At 59.5% G+C, this 20920-nt stretch carries 16 protein-coding genes; 2 read left to right on the forward strand and 14 right to left on the reverse strand.

Translation table 11 applies throughout. The features are described 5' to 3' along the window. Together ACIPIZ_RS21235 and pilB are read right to left on the reverse strand one after the other, a co-directional pair. On the reverse strand, nt 1–1218 hold the full coding sequence (locus ACIPIZ_RS21235; protein ID WP_105709393.1) for a type II secretion system F family protein: 1218 nt from the start codon (nt 1216–1218) through the stop codon (nt 1–3). Nucleotides 1219–1220: 2 nt separating this feature from the next. After that, nucleotides 1221–2921: a type IV-A pilus assembly ATPase PilB gene (gene pilB / locus ACIPIZ_RS21240; protein ID WP_122660843.1), complete on the reverse strand. Its 1701-nt coding sequence runs from the start codon at nt 2919–2921 to the stop codon at nt 1221–1223. Between the two features lie 226 nt (nt 2922–3147). Here pilB and ACIPIZ_RS21245 point away from each other — a divergent pair, with 226 nt between their 5' ends. Together ACIPIZ_RS21245 and ACIPIZ_RS21250 are read left to right on the forward strand one after the other, a co-directional pair. Further along, the gene (locus ACIPIZ_RS21245; protein WP_064392462.1) at nt 3148–3570 is read left to right on the forward strand and encodes a pilin; all 423 of its coding nucleotides are present in this window, start codon (nt 3148–3150) and stop codon (nt 3568–3570) included. A gap of 298 nt (nt 3571–3868) precedes the next feature. Next, on the forward strand, nt 3869–4222 hold the full coding sequence (locus tag ACIPIZ_RS21250; protein ID WP_064392464.1) for a BON domain-containing protein: 354 nt from the start codon (nt 3869–3871) through the stop codon (nt 4220–4222). A 269-nt stretch (nt 4223–4491) separates the two neighbouring features. Here the strand turns inward: ACIPIZ_RS21250 and ACIPIZ_RS21255 are convergent, their stop codons facing one another. The 12 genes from ACIPIZ_RS21255 to ACIPIZ_RS21310 form a co-directional block, all read right to left on the reverse strand. Beyond that, nucleotides 4492–4788, reverse strand: coding sequence for a DUF2845 domain-containing protein (locus ACIPIZ_RS21255; protein WP_122853788.1), 297 nt, complete (start codon nt 4786–4788; stop codon nt 4492–4494). Then, nucleotides 4788–7739, reverse strand: a complete 2952-nt coding sequence (locus ACIPIZ_RS21260) for a DUF748 domain-containing protein (protein WP_401167238.1) — start codon at nt 7737–7739, stop codon at nt 4788–4790. Before ACIPIZ_RS21260 ends, ACIPIZ_RS21255 begins: the two co-directional genes overlap by 1 nt. 199 nt (nt 7740–7938) lie before the next feature. Then, nucleotides 7939–8955, reverse strand: coding sequence for a class I SAM-dependent rRNA methyltransferase (locus ACIPIZ_RS21265; protein WP_105709396.1), 1017 nt, complete (start codon nt 8953–8955; stop codon nt 7939–7941). Between the two features lie 161 nt (nt 8956–9116). After that, nucleotides 9117–9989, reverse strand: a complete 873-nt coding sequence (locus ACIPIZ_RS21270; RefSeq protein ID WP_064392470.1) for an oxygenase MpaB family protein — start codon at nt 9987–9989, stop codon at nt 9117–9119. A 51-nt stretch (nt 9990–10040) separates the two neighbouring features. Next, a complete protein-coding gene (acs, locus tag ACIPIZ_RS21275) occupies nt 10041–11978 on the reverse strand; it encodes an acetate--CoA ligase (RefSeq protein WP_401167243.1) in 1938 nt (645 codons plus the stop codon). A 343-nt stretch (nt 11979–12321) separates the two neighbouring features. Next, nucleotides 12322–13986 (reverse strand): glucose-6-phosphate isomerase, encoded by a 1665-nt coding sequence (pgi, locus tag ACIPIZ_RS21280; protein ID WP_064392473.1) that lies wholly within the window; start codon nt 13984–13986, stop codon nt 12322–12324. A gap of 224 nt (nt 13987–14210) precedes the next feature. Continuing rightward, nucleotides 14211–14591: an aspartate 1-decarboxylase gene (panD, locus tag ACIPIZ_RS21285; protein ID WP_122660837.1), complete on the reverse strand. Its 381-nt coding sequence runs from the start codon at nt 14589–14591 to the stop codon at nt 14211–14213. Between the two features lie 209 nt (nt 14592–14800). Continuing rightward, nucleotides 14801–15661 (reverse strand): pantoate--beta-alanine ligase, encoded by an 861-nt coding sequence (gene panC, locus ACIPIZ_RS21290; protein WP_401167246.1) that lies wholly within the window; start codon nt 15659–15661, stop codon nt 14801–14803. Continuing rightward, nucleotides 15658–16458 (reverse strand): 3-methyl-2-oxobutanoate hydroxymethyltransferase, encoded by an 801-nt coding sequence (panB, locus tag ACIPIZ_RS21295; RefSeq protein WP_016983495.1) that lies wholly within the window; start codon nt 16456–16458, stop codon nt 15658–15660. The genes panC and panB overlap by 4 nt, the downstream gene beginning before the upstream one ends. A 393-nt stretch (nt 16459–16851) precedes the next feature. Beyond that, nucleotides 16852–17337, reverse strand: coding sequence for a 2-amino-4-hydroxy-6-hydroxymethyldihydropteridine diphosphokinase (gene folK / locus ACIPIZ_RS21300; protein ID WP_122660836.1), 486 nt, complete (start codon nt 17335–17337; stop codon nt 16852–16854). Nucleotides 17338–17340: 3 nt separating this feature from the next. Beyond that, nucleotides 17341–18741 (reverse strand): polynucleotide adenylyltransferase PcnB, encoded by a 1401-nt coding sequence (locus ACIPIZ_RS21305; RefSeq protein WP_064392480.1) that lies wholly within the window; start codon nt 18739–18741, stop codon nt 17341–17343. 734 nt (nt 18742–19475) lie between these two features. Continuing rightward, entirely contained in the window at nt 19476–20903 is a 1428-nt protein-coding gene (locus tag ACIPIZ_RS21310) for a sigma-54-dependent transcriptional regulator (protein ID WP_401167266.1), read from the reverse strand. Nucleotides 20904–20920 lie beyond the last annotated feature (17 nt).

A 20920-nucleotide genomic window follows, 5' to 3' on the forward strand; every position in this document is an offset into this window, starting at 1 on the left:
TCAGATCGCAGAGCCGAGTTGGAAAATCGGCAGGTACATGGCTACCACCAGCCCACCGACGATCACCCCCAGCACGACCATGATGAATGGCTCCATGAGGCTGGTGAGGTTGTCGACCATGTTATCCACTTCCTCTTCGTAAAACCCTGCGACCTTGTCGAGCATTTCGTCCAGTGCGCCGGACTCTTCGCCAATCGCGGTCATCTGCACGGCCATGGTGGGAAAGACCCCGGTGCTGCGCATCGAAAAATTCAACTGCATACCCGTGGAGACATCCTGGCGGATACGCAGCACCGCGCGCTTGAACACCACATTGCCAGTGGCGCCGGCCACCGAGTCGAGTGCTTCCACCAGCGGTACACCGGCGGCAAACGTCGTCGACAGGGTTCGCGCGAAACGGGCGACGGCGGATTTGTACATCAGCGTGCCGACCAAGGGCAGTTTCAGCAGCCAGGTGTCGCGACGGTCTCGCAATTCCTGAGATTTTTTCAGAGCGTGGCGGGTGCCGAAAATGGCTGCCACCGATACGCCGAGGATCGCCCACCACCATTGCTGCATGAATTCGGAAAGGCTGATCACCATCAGGGTGAAGGCCGGCAGTTCGGCGCCGAAACCCGAGAAAACCGATTGGAATTGCGGCACCACTTTCACCAGCAGAATCCCGGTCACCACGGCCGCGACCAATACCACGGCAGTCGGGTAGGTCATGGCTTTCTTGATCTTGGCTTTCAGGCGTTCGCTTTTTTCCTTATAGGTCGCGACCCGTTCGAGCAGTGTGTCGAGGGCACCGGACTGCTCGCCGGCATCGACCAGGTTGCAATACAGCTCGTCGAAATATTGCGGCTTCTTGCGCAGGGCCGTGGCGAAGCTGTTACCGGCCGCGACTTCCTGTTTCACTTCGTCCACCAGTTTGCGCATGGCCGGGTTCTCAAAGCCTTCGCCAATGATGTCGAACGACTGCAACAGCGGCACGCCGGCCTTCATCATGGTCGCCATCTGCCGGGTGAACAGGGCGATGTCCTGAGCCTTGATGCGTTTGCCGAAGCTCAGCAAGGAGGCGGACTTCTTGCGCACCTTGCCGGGGTTGATCCCCTGTTTGCGCAGCTGTGCCTTGATCAGTGCGGGGTTTTGCCCGCTCAGTTCTCCCGTGACCTTGCTGCCTTTGCGGTCCATGCCTTCCCAGGTGTAGACGCTGATTTTCGCTGCCTTGACCGCCATGTTCAGTCCTTGGTGACCCGGTTGATTTCTTCAAGGCTGGTGATGCCTTGCATGGCCTTGTGCAACCCTGAGGTGCGCAGGTCGTCGAAGCCGTCGCGGCGCATCTGGCTGTCGATTTCCAGCGAGTTGCCCTCGGCCATGATCAGCCGTTGCAGCTGCGCAGTGTTTTTCACCACTTCATAAATCCCCACGCGTCCCTTATAGCCGCCGTTGCAGTGATCGCAACCGACCGGCTCGTAGATCGTGAAATGACCGATGCGTTCCTCGGGGAAACCTTCTTTGAGCAGGGTTTCGCGCGGGATCTCGATGGGCTTCTTGCAGTGGCTGCACAATTTGCGTGCCAGGCGCTGGGCGATGATCAGGCTCACTGACGTGGCGATGTTGAAACCGGGGATGCCCATGTTGTGCAGGCGTGTGAGTGTTTCCGCCGCGCTGTTGGTGTGCAGGGTCGACAGCACCAGGTGGCCGGTCTGAGCCGCCTTGATGGCGATCTCGGCGGTTTCCAGGTCGCGAATCTCGCCGACCATGATCACGTCCGGGTCCTGCCGTAGAAACGAGCGCAGGGCCTGAGCAAAGTCCAGCCCCTGTTTAGGATTGACGTTGACCTGGTTGATGCCTTCCATGTTGATCTCCACCGGATCTTCGGCGGTGGAAATATTGATATCGACGGTGTTGAGGATATTCAGGCCGGTATACAGCGACACGGTCTTGCCCGACCCGGTGGGGCCGGTGACCAGAATCATCCCTTGCGGCTGCTTGAGTGCCGCCATGTACAGGTCTTTCTGCGCCGGTTCATAGCCGAGCGCGTCGATGCCGATCTGTGCGCTGGACGGGTCGAGAATCCGGATCACCACTTTTTCGCCCCACAACGTGGGCAGCGTGTTGACCCGGAAATCGATCGACTTGCTCTTCGACAGGCGCATCTTGATCCGCCCGTCCTGCGGTTTGCGCCGCTCCGAAATATCGAGGCTGGCCATGACTTTCAGGCGTGCGGCAATCCGCCCGGCCAACTGGATCGGCGGCTTTGCCACCTCGCGCAGCATGCCGTCGGTGCGCACCCGTACACGGTAGTTTTTCTCGTAGGGTTCAAAATGCAGGTCGGACGAGCCGCTCTTGATCGCATCGAGCAGCATCTTGTGAACGAAACGCACCACCGGCGCATCATCGGCGTCGAGTCCACCGATAGCCTCCTGTTTGCTGTCATCGATGGCTTCGACATCGAGGCCGTCGAGATCAACGTCGGCCATGTCTTCCAGGCCGCTGGCGTGGGTGTCGAAGAATTTTTCGATGGCATCGGTGAGTTTGTCGTCCTCGACCAGAATGGCCTCGGTACTCAGCCCGGTGCTGAACTGGATATCGTTGATCGCCTGATGATTGCTCGGGTCGGAAATGCCCACGAACAGCTTGTTGCCGCGTCGCCACAAGGGCAGGGCATGGTGCTGGCGCACGAGTTTTTCGCTGACCAGTCCCTTGGGCTGGGTTTCCTTGTCCAGACAATTGAGATCAAGGAACGCCATGCCGAAATGCTCCGAGGCGATTTCGGCCACCTGGGAGCTCTTCACCAGTTTGTTCTGTACCAGATAACTGACCAGCGACAGCCGGTTGCGCTGGGCCTGCTGCCAGGCCTGCTGGGCGCTTTTTTCGGTCAGCAGTTCGGCCTGCACCAATTGCTTGGCCAGACCGCTCAGAGCGATGTCATTCATGGGGATTCCGCACGCTTGCAGTTCATGACTTATAGCCTAGTCAAGTGACAGCGCCAAACACGCCAGGTGCAGGTGACAAAAAGTGTCAGATAGTGCGGTTGCAGGTTGTAGGAAACGGCGCTGCTCGCGTTTCATATCCAATGCACGGGGTCTCGCGTGCATTGGCATGGCCTATGCTGCGTCCTTTTCAGATCATGAGATTTCGACTCATGCATGGAGCGTGTCTATGAAAAAACAACAAGGTTTCACTCTGATCGAGCTGCTGATCGTTGTGGCGATCATCGGGATTCTGGCGACAATCGCCTTGCCGCAGTATTCGAAATATCAGGCGCGCTCGAAGGTAACGGCGGGCCTGGCTGAAATCAGCGCACTCAAGGTGCCGTTTGAAGACACCATCAATCAAGGGACCAATCCTACGCTCGCCATTGTCAAAGGCGACGCGGTAACCACGACTTCCAACTGCTCGTTGTCGGCTTCGGGGACTGCGGCTGATGGGGCGGGATCTATCGTGTGCACGATTGCCAATGCGCCGGCCCCGGTGCTGGGCAAAACGATTACGTTGAGTCGTACCGCCGCCAACGGATGGTCATGTGCAACGACTGTGTCAGCGGACTACTCGCCTAAAGGTTGTACTGCCAGCGGTACATGATCCTCGCTTGCAAACGAATCAATGCCCCGCACTTGCGGGGCATTTTTCATTGCCTGTCGCTTCACAAAAGCTTCAATAATTTCAGCGTCTTAGGAACTTTTCAAAAAACCGCAACTTGCATGTGAATATTCCCCGAGTCATGCATTTTGCATGAATCCGGATTTTTTCATTATTCATAAATTATTGATTTATAAGGATTTTATGTCTTTGAAAAAGTTGGCACAGCGTTCGCAACTACCTCGGTAACCCTGCTGACAAGTAATCCAGCAGACTTTCCAGAAAAACAGGAGTTACTCGTATGAAGAAGTTCGCTATCACTGCCGCTGCTGCTACCGCGCTGACCCTGACCATGACCGGCGCTTTCGCACAAACCACCCAGGCCACCCAGGCTCCAATGACTCTGGCCGCCGGTGAAGTCACCCAGGCTAAAGAAGCTACTTCCGATACCTGGATCACCACCAAAGTCAAAAGTGACCTGGTGACCGAAAAAGGCATTCCAGGCACCGACATCAAAGTAGAAACCAACAAAGGCGTTGTTTCGCTGTCGTCGACTGTAGCCGTGACCGAGGCTCAGAAAACCACCGCAGTGAACATCACCAAGAAAATCAAAGGCGTCAAAGCGGTCTCCGCTGACGGCCTCAAAGCCGAGTAAGGCATGACTTCTCGCCTGGACCGGGAGAAGGCGCGACAGACGGGCCGAGCCATACGTCTGCCGCAACTTTAGAGTTCATGCGAACGGTCACACGGATGTGACCATTACAGGCCCCGCCACTTGTGTCGGGGCCTGTTCTATTTGCGGGGCAATACAAAACAAATGTAGGAGTGAGCCTGCTCGCGATAGCGGTGTGTCAGCTAATTGAATTGCTGACTGACACACCGCTATCGCGAGCAGGCTCACTCCTACAAGGGGATCGCTGCGGGTCAATTACCGCGTTTGCTGTTGATCTGGCGCAGGCGATTGCCTTCGAAGCGCAGGTATTGGTACATGCCGTTGCTCGGGCCGTAGGTCCACTCCTCGACCTGAAACTCCTCGCGGCGATTGGCGCTGCGCTTGTAGCCCAACACATCACGGCTGACCGGCTCACCGCATTTCTGCAGGACTTCGCTGGAGCGGTCGCCAAGGCTGATCAATTGACTGCCGCAGCGCAGCGTATCGGACGCCGAGGCGTGACTGGCCGCGAGCGTCATTGCGAGCAAGGCCAGCCACTGTTGTTTCATCACTCGGCATCCAGATGCATTTGCGTCACCACGCGGCCGTCGCTCTCGGCCTCACCAAGATTGGCATCGATAAAGTAAACGCGGTCGTCTGCCAGTTGGCCTTTATCGACCAGATAATCCTTGATGCTGCTGGCACGGTCCTGACCCAACTGACGCAGCAGCACATCGCTGCCACTCCAGAACTGGATCACGCCGTCGCGCATCTTCGCTGTGCGTTCTTCCTTGCCCAAGTCCTTCCATTGCGCCGGTGGCTGGGTTTTCAGACGCGTGCGATAGATGCCTTCGAGCAGCGGACCTTTCTCGCTGTCCGGCACTTCGATCAGCGACGCCTGAGCCGGTACTTTGTCGCCACGACGCTGGAGCATCTTGTAGTAGTTGTACTGGTATTCACGCTCCAGACGCTGTTCGGCGAGCAACGGCCCGTCACTGCTTTTGGCGGCGGTGCCTTCGATTTCCAGGCGCAATGCCGGACGTTCCTTCAGCGCTTGAGACAGCTTGACCAACGCGGCTTCGGCGTCCTTGTTCAGCTCACTGGAACCCGGCGCGAACGACACGGTGCCGAGGTCTTGCGAACCGCCACCACTGACCAGCCCCCCGATCAATTTGAACGGGGCGGCAGCGGCTTTGACGATCAGGTTGCGCAGGGTCTGCCAGACGATCGGCATCACGCTGAACTGCGGATTGTTCAAGTCGCCGGTCACCGGCAATTCGATGGAGATCTTGCCGTCGACGTCCTTGAGCAGGGCAATCGCCAGTTTCAGCGGCAGGCTCACGGCATCCGGGCTGTCGACTTTTTCGCCGAGTTGCAGTTGTTCGACCACCACTTTGTTTTCAGCTTTGAGCTGACCTTTGGTGATCAGGTAATGCAGGTCGAGATTGAGCCGACCCTTGCGGATCCGGTAACCGGCAAACTTGCCGGAGTAGGGGGTCAGCGTGGTCAGCTCGACGCGTTTGAAACTGGTAGCGATGTCGAGACTGGCCATCGGATCGAAGGGATTTACCGCGCCCTTGATGGTCACTGGCGCATAACGGTCGACCTTGCCTTTGATGTCGACACTCGCCGGTTTCGCCTGGCGACTGTCGATGGTGCCGATCTGACCGTTGAGCTGCTGCACGGCGGTGGCGAAGTTCGGTGTCAGGCTGAAGTCGGCGAAGTTGGCCGAGCCGTCATTGATCGCGATACCACCGATGTGAATGCCCAGCGGTTTGTCTTTGCTGGCCGGTTTTGCCGCTGCGGTTTTCGCGCCACTGTCGGCGGGCTGCGGGATCAGCAGGTCGTCGATGTTGGTAGTGCGATCGTCGTTGATCATGAATCGCACATAAGGCTGGAACAGGTTGACCTTGTCGATCGACAGACTGTCGCCGTGCTGATAGTTGAGGCCTTCGACCACCACCTGCTGCCACTTGAGGAAGTCGCGGGTTTTCAGGGTGTCGAGGGTGTGCAATTGATCGATCTGCGCCCGTCCGGTCACGCTGAGCGCCAGCGGTTCAGTGCTTTTGAGATTGACCTTCAAGTCACTGCCGAGCATGCCGCTGCGCAGTTCGAGGCGAATGAACGGATTGATGTAGGACTGCGCGACACGCAGGTCGATGTCCTGGGTTTTCACATCGAGCTGAGCATTGACCGGGGCCAGATTGACCGTGCCATCAGCGCTGATCTTGCCTTGTTTGCCCAGCCCGCTGTCGAGCTTGAGCTTGAAGGGCGAGCCGTTGAGGCTGTCGAAACCTTCCAGGTCGACGTTCAGCGGGGTGATATCCAGCGCCACCGGCGGATTCGCCGAACGGTCTGCCAGGTGCACGGTGTAATTGCGCAGTTGCACATCCTTGAGCAGCACTTGCCACGGTTTGCTCGGGGCGTTCGGTTCAGCTTTCGGCGAGTCTGCAGCCGCCGGTGTCGTTGCCGGTTCGGCGGCGGCTTTGGCGGCCGGTTTCGATGGTTGGCTGGCGAACAGTTTCTGCCAGTCCAGCTGGCCGTCGGTTTCAAGGGCAGCCCAGGTTTCCAGTTTCTGGCTGCGGATCTTGCCGACCACGACTTGTTGCTTGGCCAGATCCACCGACGTTTCGCTGACGTCCAGACGTTCGAGTTTCGCCAGCGGGCGCCCGTCTGGGGCCTTGATGGCGAAGGGGGCGATGCTCACGGCGACGTTATTGAGCAGCAGTTCGGTTTCTTTCGACAGATTGAGTTTGTATTCAGTGCTGAGGCTGATCACGCCGTCTTCGAGTACCAGCGGCACGGAGTCACGCACGTAGGGCCAAAAGGCTTTCATCTTGCCGTCGGTGACTTTCAGGGTGCCTTCGGAGGTGAAAGGGATCAGGCTGAAATTACCGGCCCAGTCGATTCGCCCACCTTGCGGGCCGATGGCGACCAAAGTCATGTCGGCGCTGTCTTCGGGCAGGGTGCTGAGATTCTTCAGCTCGAAATTCAGATCGTCGTAGAGGAACTCGATGGGTTCGCTTGGGCGCACATCCTGAAAATGCACGACGCCGCCGGCCAGTTTGATGTTGTCGATGCGCAGCGGAAACGGTTTGGCGTTCGGGTCGGCCGGTGTTGGCTCGCTGGCCGGCACGTTGAACAGGCCGAGCAGGTTGAGCTTGCCGTCTTTGGCAAAGAGGATTTCACTCTTCGGCTTGTCGAGTTCGATGTCGGACAGGTGCAGCGCTTTTGTCCACAGGCTGTCGATTTGCAGGTCGGCGTACAGGCGTTCGAAACCGACCTGTTCCTTGCCCGGTTCGCCGATGACCAGCCCCCACAGGGTGACTTCAAGGCTGAACGGGTTGAGCTCGATGCGCTGGATATGCGCAGGCACCGTCGCGTAATTGGCCAACTGCTGGTTGGCCACCCGCAGGGCGATGCCCGGCAAAATCAGAAACCCCAGCAGGCTGTAGAGAGCCAGAGCAGTCAACAAGGCGCCAATCGCGCGAATCAATCCTTTGGGCATGTGCGGCTTCATCTGTCTGAATCGGAGTGCCTTGGAGTATGGCACGCGATTCTGGTTCCGAAGTACCTCGCATGGGGCAGGATTGTTCAGATTCTTCTCAAAACACAGAACCCATGTGGGAGCTGGCTTGCCAGCGATGAGGGCATACCAGTCGACGACTTTGTTGACTGACCCACCGCAATCGCTGGCAAGCCAGCTCCCACAGGGTTGTTTATAGCTGCAGGATCAGGGTTTTCAGCGGCGGTTGCTGATCCATCGACGGGAAGTCGGCGCCCGGGGTCATTACGCTCCACTCGCGGACTGGCCGGCCCGCCTTCTCGGCGCAGCGCAACACCTGTTCGCGCCAGTCGTCCATGCTGACTTTCGCCAGATTGTTGCAGCAGATCAGCACGCCGTTGTCGGCAGTGGTCAGCAGGGCCGGTTTGAGCAGGCTCTGATAGTCGCGCAGCAGGTCGACGGTGCCGAACGCGCTCTTGGCCCATGCCGGTGGATCGAGTAGCACCAGATCGTATTGACGCTGATCGAGGCGCTGATAGCTCGGCAGCTTTTGTCCACGGCGCTGACTGATCGGCAAGCCGGCGAGTTGGCGGATGGCCGGGAAGTAATCGGACTGGATAAATTGCATTTCCGGCAATTGCGGGTTGAGCTGACCGTTCTCGCGACCGACCGCCAGATTGCCTTCAGCGAAGTCCAGATTGCACACTTCACTCGCGCCACCGGCGGCTGCGCTGAGGCCGACACCGCAGGTGTAAGCGAACAGGTTGAGCACGGATTTGCCTTTGGCGTGATCCTTGACCCAGCCGCGAGTGTTGCGCAGGTCGAGGAACAGCAGCGGATCCTGCCCGGCGTGACGCCCGCGCACGCGGTAATTGAGGCCCCATTCGTGACCGATCAGATCGACCAGCGCAGCGTCGTCGGCCTTGTAGACGCTGTCTTCACGGTCGATACGCGAGTTGCCACGGGAGCGGTCGTTGTAAACCAGCAACGTTTCCAGGCCCAATGTCTGATTGACCATGGCGTGCAGTTGCAGCAGGTCGTCGCGTTCCAGCGTCTGGTGGAAGCTTTGCACCAGCAATTGCGGGCCGTAGCGGTCGATGGTCAGACCGCCGGCGCCTTCCTGGCTGCCATGGAACAAGCGATAGCAATCGGTGCCCTGGCGGTGCAACTCGGCTAGCAGATCCTGGCGTTGATCGAGGGCGGCGCGCAGCGCCTGATTCAAGGAAGACATGCGGGCGCCTTGCTGGAGAGAATTGGGGCGCGGGAGTTTAGCAGCTTGGTGGGCAATCGAGTTGCGCCCTTCGCGAGCAGGCTCGCTCCCACATGGGATCTGTGCTGCAAATCAAATCTCCTGTGGGAGCGAGCCTGCTCGCGAAGGGCCTGACGAAGCTTTCAGCTCAGCAAGCCCATCCGCCGTTTGGCCCGTTGCACCGAGCCATTGCGCATCGCCCAGCGCAGCATCGGCGCGCTGCGTCTGACGCTGGCGCGAATCAGCTGGCGTTGCAGCGAACTCTGCCGCACATCGAGCATGGCACTGGCCCAGTCCGGCAGCAGATCAATACCGGCCTTCATCATCAAATCGCCAAACGGCCGCGCGAGAACACTCGGTGCCGGCGCGGCGAGCAACAGGCGCAACACCTCACGGCTGCGCTCGTCGCACAGCAGCTGCGGGCGCATCCGTTGCAGATAATCAGCCACGGCCTGCCGCGATTTCGGCACATCCCGTGCGCCCAAGCGTTCGGCAATCACGGCGATTTCCGCGTAATAACGATCTTGATCGGCCGCCGACAAGTGCGGATTGCGATAGCGCAAATGCGCCGCGAGAAAGTTGCTGACCTCGGCCACATGCACCCACGTCAGCAAATCCGGATCGCTCGCCGCGTAGGGCCGGCCATCCGGTGCGGTGCCCACCACCTGCAAGTGAATGGTTCGGACTTTCTCGATCAACCAGTCGGCGTCTCGTCGCGATCCAAATGTGGTACCGGAAACAAACTGGCTGGTACGGCGCAAGCGCCCGAGCATGTCTTGACGAAAATTCGAATGATCCCAAACCCCGGCCAACGCCAGCGGATGCAGCGCTTGCAGCAGCAACGCGCTGATGCCGCCGATCAACATGCTGCTGAAGTCGCCGTGCACTTGCCAACTGACCGAGTCGGGGCCGAACAGGCCGGGATCGCCCTTGGGGTTTTCCAGGTCGAGTTGGCCAAGGGACAGCCCGGTCAGGCTCATGAGTTGCTGTTCGATACGGCTGCGGATGAATTCCATGACCACTCAGTGAAGAAGGGCGGGCGCGACCAGTAGACCGCGCCCGGGATGTTACTGATTGAGGCGCTTGTCGATCAGGCCCTGTACCACGCTCGGATCGGCCAGGGTCGAGGTGTCGCCGAGGCTGTCGAGTTCGTTACAGGCGATCTTGCGCAGGATGCGCCGCATGATCTTGCCTGAGCGGGTTTTCGGCAAGGCTGGCGCCCACTGGATCAGGTCCGGTTTGGCGAAGCTGCCGATTTCCTTGCTGACGTGGTCGAGCAATTGTTTCTTCAACTCGTCATTCGGTTCGGCGCCGTTCATGGGCGTGACGAAGGCATAGATGCCCTGGCCTTTGACGTCGTGGGGGTAACCGACCACGGCGGCCTCGGCGATGCTGTCGTGCAGGACCAGTGCGCTTTCCACTTCGGCCGTACCGATGCGGTGGCCGGAGACGTTGATCACGTCGTCGATGCGCCCGGTGATCCAGTAATCGCCGTCCTCATCGCGGCGCGCGCCGTCGCCGGTAAAGTAGTAGCCGGGGTAGGGTTTGAAATAGGTATCGACCATTCGCTGCGGGTCGCCATAGACACTGCGGATCTGCGCCGGCCAACTGGATTTGATCGCCAGCACGCCGCTGCCGGCGCCTTTGATTTCCTTGCCGTGTTCATCGAGCAGCACCGGTTGCACGCCGAACAGCGGCTGCGTGGCGCAACCCGGCTTGATCCGTTGTGCGCTGACCAGCGGGCTGAGCATGATGCCGCCGGTTTCGGTCTGCCACCAGGTATCGACGATGGGGCAGCGTTGTTCTCCTACGACGTTGAAATACCATTCCCACGCTTCCGGGTTGATCGGCTCACCGACGCTGCCGAGTAATCTGAGGCTGGCGCGCGACGTTTCCTTCAACGGCTCGGCGCCTTCGCGCATTAATGCGCGCAGGGCGGTGGGGGCGGTGTAGAAGATGTTGACCTTGTGTTTATCGATCACCTGCCAGAAGCGTGAGCTGCTCGGGTAGCTCGGCACACCTTCGAACATCAGCGTGGTCGCGCCATTGGCCAGCGGGCCGTAGACGATGTAGCTGTGGCCGGTGACCCAGCCGACGTCGGCGGTGCACCAGAACACTTCGCCGTCGCGGTAATCGAGCACGTACTTGAAGGTCATCGCCGCTTGCAGCAAGTAGCCACCGGTGGTGTGCAGCACGCCTTTGGGTTTGCCGGTGCTGCCGGAGGTGTAAAGGATGAACAGCGGATCTTCGGCGTCCATCGGCTCCGGCGGGCAATCGTCGCTGACGTCGCGCACGGCCTGGTGATACCAGAGGTCGCGGCCCTCGACCCATTCGACTTTGCCCTGCGTACGCTCGACCACTACAACGGTGCTGACGTCCGGGCAACTCTGCAGGGCTTTGTCGACGTTCTGTTTCAGTGGCACGAACTTGCCGCCGCGCACGCCTTCATCCGCCGTGATCACCGTGCGGCAGTCGGCATCGAGAATGCGGTCGCGCAGGGAGTCCGGGGAGAAACCGCCGAACACCACCGAATGGACCGCGCCGATCCGCGAGCAGGCAAGCATCGCGTAAGCGGCTTCGGGGATCATCGGCATGTAGATGCACACCCGGTCGCCTTTCTTCACGCCACGGCTTTTCAGCACATTGGCCAGTCGGCAGACATGGTGGTGGAGCTTTTTGTAAGTGATTTGCGCCGATTCGGCAGGGTCGTCGCCTTCCCAGAGCAGGGCGGTCTGCTCGCCGCGTTGTGCGAGGTGGCGGTCGATGCAGTTGTAGCTGACGTTCAGTTTGCCCCCGGCAAACCAGGCGGCTTCACCGGTTTTCAGGTCATAGCGCTGAACGGTTTGCCACGGCGTACTCCAGTCGAGGAAGCGCGTGGCCTGTTCGGCCCAAAAGGTGCTGGGGTGTTCAATGGATTCGCGGTACAGGCGCCGATAGTCTTCCTGAGTCAATTGCGCAGCCCGGCGGACGGCATCGGCTTTGGGGTACGTGCTGATATCGAACATGACGGTTCCTTATTCTTGTGGTGCGACAAGGATAAAGATGCGCCGATGGGGGCAAGGGTTCAAGGGCGGCAGACGGCTCCCCACCGCGAAGAGCCCCTCACCCTAACCCTCTCCCAAAGGGAGAGGGGACTGACCGAGGTGTTTGGGCTTGATACATCGACCTGAAATTCCTGAGTCCAACTCAAGTAATGAAAAGCGCGAAAATCGGCTCCCTTTCCCCCTCGCCCTTGGGGGAGAGGGCTGGGGTGAGGGGGAAACGATCTGGCTGTCAGCGCGAAATCCACGCCAAACGCCAGACGAAAAAAAGCCCCTGAACTTCAGGGGCTCTCTATCAAGCGACTGATCACCCGCGGTGACGACCGCGGAAGTAGTTGATCAGGCCTTGGGTGGAAGGGTCATCGGCAACGGTTTCATCGCTGCCCACCAGGCGGTTGTAAACGCCTTTGCCCAGTTCCTTGCCCAGTTCCACGCCCCACTGGTCAAAGGCGTTGATGCCCCAGACCACGCTTTGCACGAACACTTTGTGTTCATACATCGCCACCAGTGCGCCGAGACGACGCGGGCTGATGCGCTCGACCACAAGGGTGTTGCTCGGACGATTGCCCGGGATCACCTTGTGCGGTGCGAGTTTGTGCACCTGCTCTTCGCTCATGCCCTTGTCGCGCAACTCTTGTTCGGCTTCCGGCAAGGTCTTGCCGAGCATCAGCGCCTGGCTTTGCGACAGGCAGTTGGCGTACAGCCACTGATGGTGGTCGGAAACCGGGTTGAAGCTGACGATCGGCACAATGAAGTCGGCCGGGATCAGCTGCGAACCTTGATGCAGCAACTGGTGGTAAGCGTGCTGACCGTTGCAGCCGACGCCGCCCCAGATCACCGGACCGGTATCGGTCGACACTGGCGTGCCGTCCTGACGCACGCTCTTGCCGTTGGATTCCATGTCCAGTTGTTGCAAGTGCTTGGTGATGTTACGCAGGTAGTGGTCGTACGGCAGGATCGCGTGGCTCTGCGCGCCCCAGAAGTTACCGTACCAGACACCGAGCAGCGCCAGCAGCACCGGCATGTTCTGTTCGAACGGCGCGGTCTGGAAATGCTGGTCCATGGTGTAGGCACCGGACAGCAGTTCCTTGAAGTTGGACATGCCGATGGCCAGGGCAATCGGCAAACCGATGGCCGACCACAGCGAATAACGACCGCCGACCCAATCCCACATCGGGAAGATGTTTTCTTCGCGGATACCGAACGCCACGGCTGCCGCGTTGTTGCTCGAGACGGCGATGAAGTGACGATACAGCTCGGCTTCCGAACCGCCCTGCGCCAGGTACCAGGCACGAGCAGCCTGGGCGTTCTTCAGGGTTTCGAGGGTGTTGAACGACTTCGACGAAACGATGAACAGCGTGGTCTCGGCGCGCAGCTTCTGCGTCAGCTCGTGGAATTCGCTGCCGTCGATGTTCGCCAGATAATGGCAACGTACGCCTTTCTGTGCGTACGACAGCAGCGCTTCGGACACCAGCTCCGGGCCGAGGAACGAGCCACCGATGCCGATGTTGACCACGTCGGTGATCGGCTTCTCGGTGTAACCGCGCCACAGACCGTCGTGGATGCGGCCGACCAGATCGGTGATCTGGTTCAACACTTTGTGGACTTCCGGCATCACGTTGACGCCGTTGACCGATAACTTGTCGCCTACCGGGCGGCGCAGGGCGGTATGCAGCGCCGGGCGGCCTTCGGACGAGTTGACGATTTCGCCGTCGAACAGCGCCTTGATTGCGCCCTTGAGATCAACTTCGTTGGCCAGACCCACCAGCAGATTGCGGGTCTCGGCGTTGATCAAATTCTTCGAATAGTCGAGAAACAGTCCGCAGCTGCTGAGAGTGAACTGATTGAAGCGCTGCGGATCGGCGTTGAAGGCTTCGCGCATGCTGAAATCCTGCATGGCTTGGCGGTGATCTTTCAACGCTTGCCAGGCGGGCAGAGCGGTAACGTCGTGAGGAGTGCGGTAGTACGCCATCGCTGCGGTTTTCCTTTTTACTTGAACGGCCTTTTAAACACTGAACAGCCACGACACGCCATGTTTGGGCGTGGGGCCAACTGTGTCGCCACGATTTCTGGACACAGGGCGAATACAGTAAACCTCGCGCTGCGTTCTGTCTTGACTTTGTCTGACCAGATCCCTGTACTTTTTTAACATCGAGAGCGGGAACTGGCCGACAAACGGAACGAGGTGATACGCGATCAGGCAACCTGAACCGGGATGGCGTTGCTGGTATGGCTCAGCTCATTGCCCGGTCCCATGTAGAGCATGCGCGGCTTGAAATTGACCAGATCCGCTTCGCTGTAATGGGCGTAGGCGCAGATGATCACCCGATCGCCGACCTTGGCCTTGTGTGCGGCGGCGCCGTTGATCGAGATCATCCGCGAACCCTCTTCGCCACGGATTGCATAGGTGGTGAAACGCTCGCCGTTGTCGACGTTGTAAATCTGGATCTGCTCGTATTCACGGATGCCGGACAAGTCCAGCCACTCGCCATCAATGGCGCACGAGCCTTCGTAGTCGAGCACTGCATGAGTGACTTCGGCGCGGTGCAGTTTGGCCTTGAGCATGATCGCGTGCATGTGCATTTTCCCGGGTTGGAATCAAACGGCGGGCAGTGTGCCCGAAGGCTTTGAGGGCGGCAATATGGCTGGAATGCAATCTTCATGACGCTGAAAAACACTGTAGGAGTGAGCCTGCTCGCGATGGCGGTGTGTCATTCAACACTAATGCTGACTGACACACCGCTATCGCGAGCAGGCTCACTCCTACAGGGGGTATTGCGGTGTCTTTAAACCGGGGTATCGAGATTCAGGTGCAGGTTATCGATCAACCGCGTGGTGCCGAGGAACGCCGCCACCAGAATCACCAGATCGCGATCCTCCGCCGTCGCCGGACGCAAGGTCAGGGCATGACGGATTTCCAGGTAATCCGGACGCAGACCCGCGGCTTCGAGCTGTTGCAGCTGAGCGCTGATCAGCGCCGGAAAGTCGCGTTCGCCTTGCTTGATCGACTCGGCGATGTTGCTCAGGCTGCGATAAACCACCGGGGCCGCCGCACGTTGTTCTTCGCTGAGGAAGCCATTGCGCGACGACAGCGCCAGTCCGTCGGTGGCACGCACGGTCGGCTCGCCGATGATCTGGATCGGCATGTTCAGGTCATGCACCAGCGCGCGGATCACCGCCAGTTGCTGGTAATCCTTCTGGCCGAAAATCGCCAGATCCGGCTGGACCATGTTGAACAGTTTGCTGACCACGGTCGCGACACCTTCGAAGTGCCCCGGACGGCTGGCGCCGCACAGGCCTTCGGAGAGTTGCGGCACGCTGACCCGGGTCTGCCCGGCCATGCCGTCAGGGTACATTTCCTCGACAGTCGGCGCGAACAGCAGGGAGCAACCGGCTTCGAGGAGTTTTTCCTGATCCGCCGCCAAGGTGCGCGGGTACTTGTCGAGGTCTTCGCCGGCGCCGAACTGCAGTGGGTTGACGAAAATGCTCGCGACCACAAAATCCACGCGTTGCGTGGCTTTGGTGATCAGCGCGACGTGGCCGCTGTGCAGGTTGCCCATGGTCGGCACAAAGCCGATGCGCTTGCCTTCACTGCGGGCGCGGGCCACAGCGGCGCGCAGTTCGCGTACGGTTTTAACAGTGTTCATGCAGAGAATCCGTGTTCGATGCCAGGGAACGTGGTGGCTTTGACTTCGTTGACATAAGCCTTCAGTGCGGACTGGATGCTGTCCTGACCGTGCATGAAGTTCTTCACGAACTTCGGCACGCGGCCAGTGATCGACAGGCCGAGCATGTCGTGCAGTACCAGCACCTGGCCGTCGGTGGCGTTACCGGCACCGATACCGATCACCGGAATCTTCACGGCCTGGCTGATTTCAGCGGCCAGTTCACTCGGTACGCATTCCAGCAGCAGCATCGCCGCACCGGCCTGTTCCAGCGAGATCGCGTCGGCGCGCATCTGCCGCGCCTGGTTCTCGTTACGGCCCTGCACTTTATAGCCACCGAGAATGTTCACCGCTTGTGGGGTCAGGCCCATGTGCGCGCAAACCGGTACACCGCGCTCGGCGAGCAGACGGATCGACTCGGCCAGCCACAACTGACCTTCGACTTTGATCATGTGCGCGCCGGCCTGCATCAGCATCGCGCTGTTGCTCATGGTTTGTTCGAGGGTGGCGTTGGCCATGAATGGCAGGTCGGCGAGGATCAGGGCATCGGTATTGCCGCGTTTGACGCAAGCGGTGTGGTAGGCCATTTCTGCGGTGGTCACCGGCAAGGTGCTGTCGTGACCTTGCAGGACCATGCCGAGGGAGTCGCCCACCAGCAGCACTTCGACACCGGCCTCGTTGCAGGCGTGAGCGAAGGTCGCGTCATAGCAGGTCAGCATGGTGATCTTTTCACCTTTCTGCTTGAGGCTCTGGAGCGTGGTCAGGGTGATGGCTGGCATGTAAAAAATCCTCGTTCAGGCGCTCTGGAAACTGCTGCGAGTAATGCGCGTGATTCGTCATCTACTCAGGCGCACGCTCTTTTGTCGTGCTTATAAGGCCTGGATTGCGCCCGTATGTGCCGGGTTGGCGGCAGCGGGACGCCTATAGTCGTGATGAGCCAACAGGAAGTCAATTGCGTGTGTTACCGCATTGTTACGAGGGGAGTGTTACCGGCGTTACTGATGCGATTCAGCGGCGCGGCAGGGCTGATTCGCGGGGTTTTTGTCTGACAAAATCCTGAGGGTAAACGCTATTCCCTGTAGGAGCTGCGGAACGCTGCGATCTTTTGATCTTGGTTTTGAAGATCAAAAGATCGCAGCGTTCCGCAGCTCCTACAAAGGGGCGGATTTGCGTCAGGCGTGGGGGAGGCGTTCCAGGCCGACGAACGGGCAGGCTGCCAGCAGTTCTGGGAGGTTTCGGCCGTCGGCAAGGCGCAGATCCTGCGGCGCCAGTTCGGCGAGGGGATAGAGCACGAACGCACGTTCCTGAATCTGGTAATGCGGGACTTGCAGGCGCGGCTCGTCGATCAGTCGATCGCCGAACAGCAGAATGTCCAGATCCAGCGTACGCGGGCCCCAACGCTCCAGGCGTTCACGCCCTTGATCGTTCTCGATCGCTTGCAAGGCATCGAGCAATTCCAGCGGTGCAAGCGAGCTGTCGAGTGCCGCCACCGCGTTGGTGTAACGCGGTTGGCCCGGCAGCAATGAATCGCTTTGATAGAAGGCGGAAACGCCAGCAAGCGTGGTCTGCGGCAATTGCCCCAGCGCCTCGACGGCGCTGCGCAATTGTTCGGCAGGGTCAGCGAGGTTGCTGCCCATGCCGATATAGATGCGTTCCATCGCTTATTCGCCCGTGGCGCTCGGGGCGCCGGCGCGTTTGCGCTTGGAGCCACCGCTGCGGCGACGTTTGCGTGGCGCGCCACTGGCGTCATCACCCTTGCCGCTGAGGTCGCGGATCATGTCGCGACGTTCGCTGTCGTTGGCGTCCTGATAGTCCGTCCACCATTCGCCGAGGCCATCAGTTTCCTCGCCCGCACTTTCACGCAGCAGGAGGAAGTCGTAACCGGCACGGAAACGCGGGTTGTCCAGCAACAGGTCGGCGCGTTTGCCGCTGCGGCGTGGCAGGCGTTCCTGCATGTCCCAGATCTCGCGGATCGGCATGGTGAAGCGCTTTGGAATCGCGATGCGCTGGCACTGCTCGGCGATCAGCTCGTGCGCACCTTCCTGCATCGCCGGAATCGGCGGCATGCCACGTTCCTGCAGGCGCAACACGCGGGCCGGCAGGGCAGGCCACAGCAGCGCGGCAAACAGGAACGCCGGGGTCACCGGTTTGTTCTGCTTGATGCGCAGGTCGGTGTTGGTCAACGCTTCGCTGATCAGCGTGTGGGTGTATTCCGGGTTGTGTTCCAGCGCATCGGCACTGGCAGGGAAAAGCGGGGCGAACAGTTGCAGATCGACGAGCATTTCGAAGGTGATCGCGGCGTGGCCCGAGAGGAACAGCTTGAGCACTTCCTCGAACAGACGCGCCGACGGGATCTCGCGCAGCATCGGCGCCAGTTCACGGATCGGCTGTACGGTGTGCTTTTCGATGCCGAAGTTGAGCTTGGCGGCGAAACGCACGGCCCGCAGCATGCGCACCGGGTCTTCCTGATAGCGCTGCTTCGGGTCGCCGATCAGGCGGATCAGGTGGTTGCGGATGTCGTGTACGCCGTTGGCGTAATCGAGGATGCGCTCGCTGACCGGATCGTAATACAGGGCGTTGATGGTGAAGTCGCGACGTTGCGCGTCTTCTTCCAGGGTGCCATAAACGTTGTCGCGCAGAATCCGCCCGCTTTCGTTACGCGAAGACTGGTTGCTGTCTTCGTCGTCTTCGTTGACCGGGTGATTGGCGCGGAATGTCGCGACTTCGATGATTTCGCGACCGAAATGGATATGCACCAGTTTGAAGCGGCGACCGATGATCCGCGCATTGCGGAATTCGGCACGGACTTGCTCGGGCGTGGCGCTGGTGGCGACGTCGAAATCCTTGGGCGTGATGCCCAGCAGCATGTCACGCACGCAACCGCCGACCAGATAAGCCTGGTAACCGGCACCTTGCAGGCGTTCGACGATATTCACCGCATAGCGGCTGAATTGCGTTTTCTGCAGCGAATGTTGGCCGCTGTTAAGCACTTCAGGGGTGCTGCGGATGTGTTGCGTACGACGCACGGGAGCTCGGAATGACTGGAACAACTTCTTCAGCATGGGATGCACTGTTTGAAGGAATGTTCGGCCATACCAAAGAATGACCGCATGATGGGCGCAGATTCTAGCATTTAGTCGGGGGATGGTGTAGGACACGGCCGATTTGAGCTGCAAGCCGCAGGCTACAGGCATCGCGCGCGATAAAAATGGGGGATTTTGCAGCGGAGGAGAAACTACAAGGGGAGCCGAAGCTCCCCAAGAAGTAGTTGCGTGCTCTTTTTATTATTGATTCGGGCTTCTTGTTTTTGTTGAGTGCCCTCGCCACGAAGTGTTTCCTTCGTGACCCTCCCAATCGGGAGCCAAGAGCAAACGGATTGCTTTGGTCGCTGAATTGCAGTGATCTTACGATCCAACCAGTACAGGCTCTGTCTTAGGACAGTTTTTGTTGTTCTCGGCCTGGTCGTGGGGCAAGCCCCAAATACAACGCCTCTCCAAAAGAATCAGTTAGCTGCGCCTCTCGCCGTCTTGTTTTTATTGTGCGTGAGTCGATTCGTCTTATTTTTATTGTCTTGTGCATTGCTTGTTATTGTTCTTGTACCAAACATATAGCAGGGGTCGTGCCAACTTTTGCGAAGCCCAGTAAAACAAAGGGTTAGGTCGATATAACCGTTTTCTCGGGACGAAAAAAAGCCGGGGTTTCGTTACCGATAACCCCGGCTTCTGTTACGTGAATCGACTGAGGTAACAGTTTTTTCACATCTTCAAGCGTTACCCGCACACTCGACAGGTAACGTTCAGCTCTCGCTGGCGACCCCGGTCTTGCGCCGCGGGATGCCCAGACGCTGACGGCGTTCCCACAGGCATTTGCGGCTGACGCCCAGTTTGCGCGCCAGTTCGGTCTCGGTCATGTGGTCCTGATGCTCAAGGACGAAGTGCTGGAAGTAGTCTTCCAGCGACAGGTCTTCGGTCGGCTCATGGCTGCTGTTGCTGGCGTTACCCGCCGTTTGTGGCGGCAGGCCGATGAACTCGTCGTCTTCCAGATCGCTCAGCTCGATGTCGATGCCCAGCAGGTCGGCAGAGATCTCCGGGCTTTCGCTGAGAATCACCGCGCGCTCGACTGCGTTCTCCAGCTCACGCACGTTACCCGGCCAGGAATAGTGACGAATCGCCTGTTCGGCATCCGCGGCAAATTTCAGGTCGGTACGGTTGATGCGTGCGCTCTGGCGCGCGAGGAAGGCCGTGGCGATTTCGTTGACATCGGCACCGCGCTCGCGCAGCGCAGGCAGTTTCAGCGCGATCACGTGCAGGCGGTAATAAAGGTCTTCACGGAACTGGCCGATTTTCGCCAGGCTTTTCAAATCCCGGTGAGTCGCCGCGATCAGTCGTACATCGACCTTCTGCGACTGCACCGAACCGACCCGGCGAATCTCGCCTTCCTGCAACACGCGCAGCAGGCGGGCCTGGGCTTCCAGTGGCAGCTCACCGATTTCGTCGAGGAACAACGTGCCGCCGTCCGCCGCTTCGACCAGACCGGCGCGCCCGGCGCTGGCGCCAGTGAACGCGCCTTTTTCGTGGCCGAACAGTTCGGACTCGATCAGGCTTTCCGGGATGGCCGCGCAGTTCACCGAGATCATCGGTGCCTTGGCGCGTTTCGACAGGTTGTGCAGGGCGCGGGCTACCAGCTCTTTACCGGTGCCGGACTCGCCCTGGATCAACACATTGGAATCGGTCGGCGCAACTTTGCGGATCTTGCTGTACAGGTCCTGCATCGGCGGGCAGGAGCCGATGATGCCGATCTCTCCGTTGCTGTTGTCGACCGCGGATTTGCCGCTGCCGTTGGTCGTTTTCACGGCAACGGGCTCGCCGGCAGCAGGGGCCGATTGGCGGTCACGCAGGATCCGCGCGACAGCCTGAAGCATTTCATCGTGGTCGAAAGGCTTGGCGATGTAGTCCACCGCGCCCATCTTCATCGAGTCGACTGCAGAACGCAGGCTGGCGTAACTGGTCATGATCAGCACTGGCGTGCCCTGGCCGAGCTTGATCAGCTCGGTGCCCGGCGCGCCTGGCAAACGCAGATCGCTGACGATCAGATCGAACGTAGGAATGGTGAAGCGTTCTTGTGCTTCCTGCACTGAACCGGCTTCGCTGACCTGGTACTGGTTGCGTTCCAGCAGGCGGCGCAAGGCGGAGCGGATAATTGTTTCGTCTTCGACGTGCACCATGTGCTGCAGTGATGCGA

The sequence above is a fragment of the Pseudomonas sp. NPDC087690 genome (assembly GCF_044743175.1).
Classification (GTDB): Bacteria; Pseudomonadota; Gammaproteobacteria; order Pseudomonadales; family Pseudomonadaceae; genus Aquipseudomonas.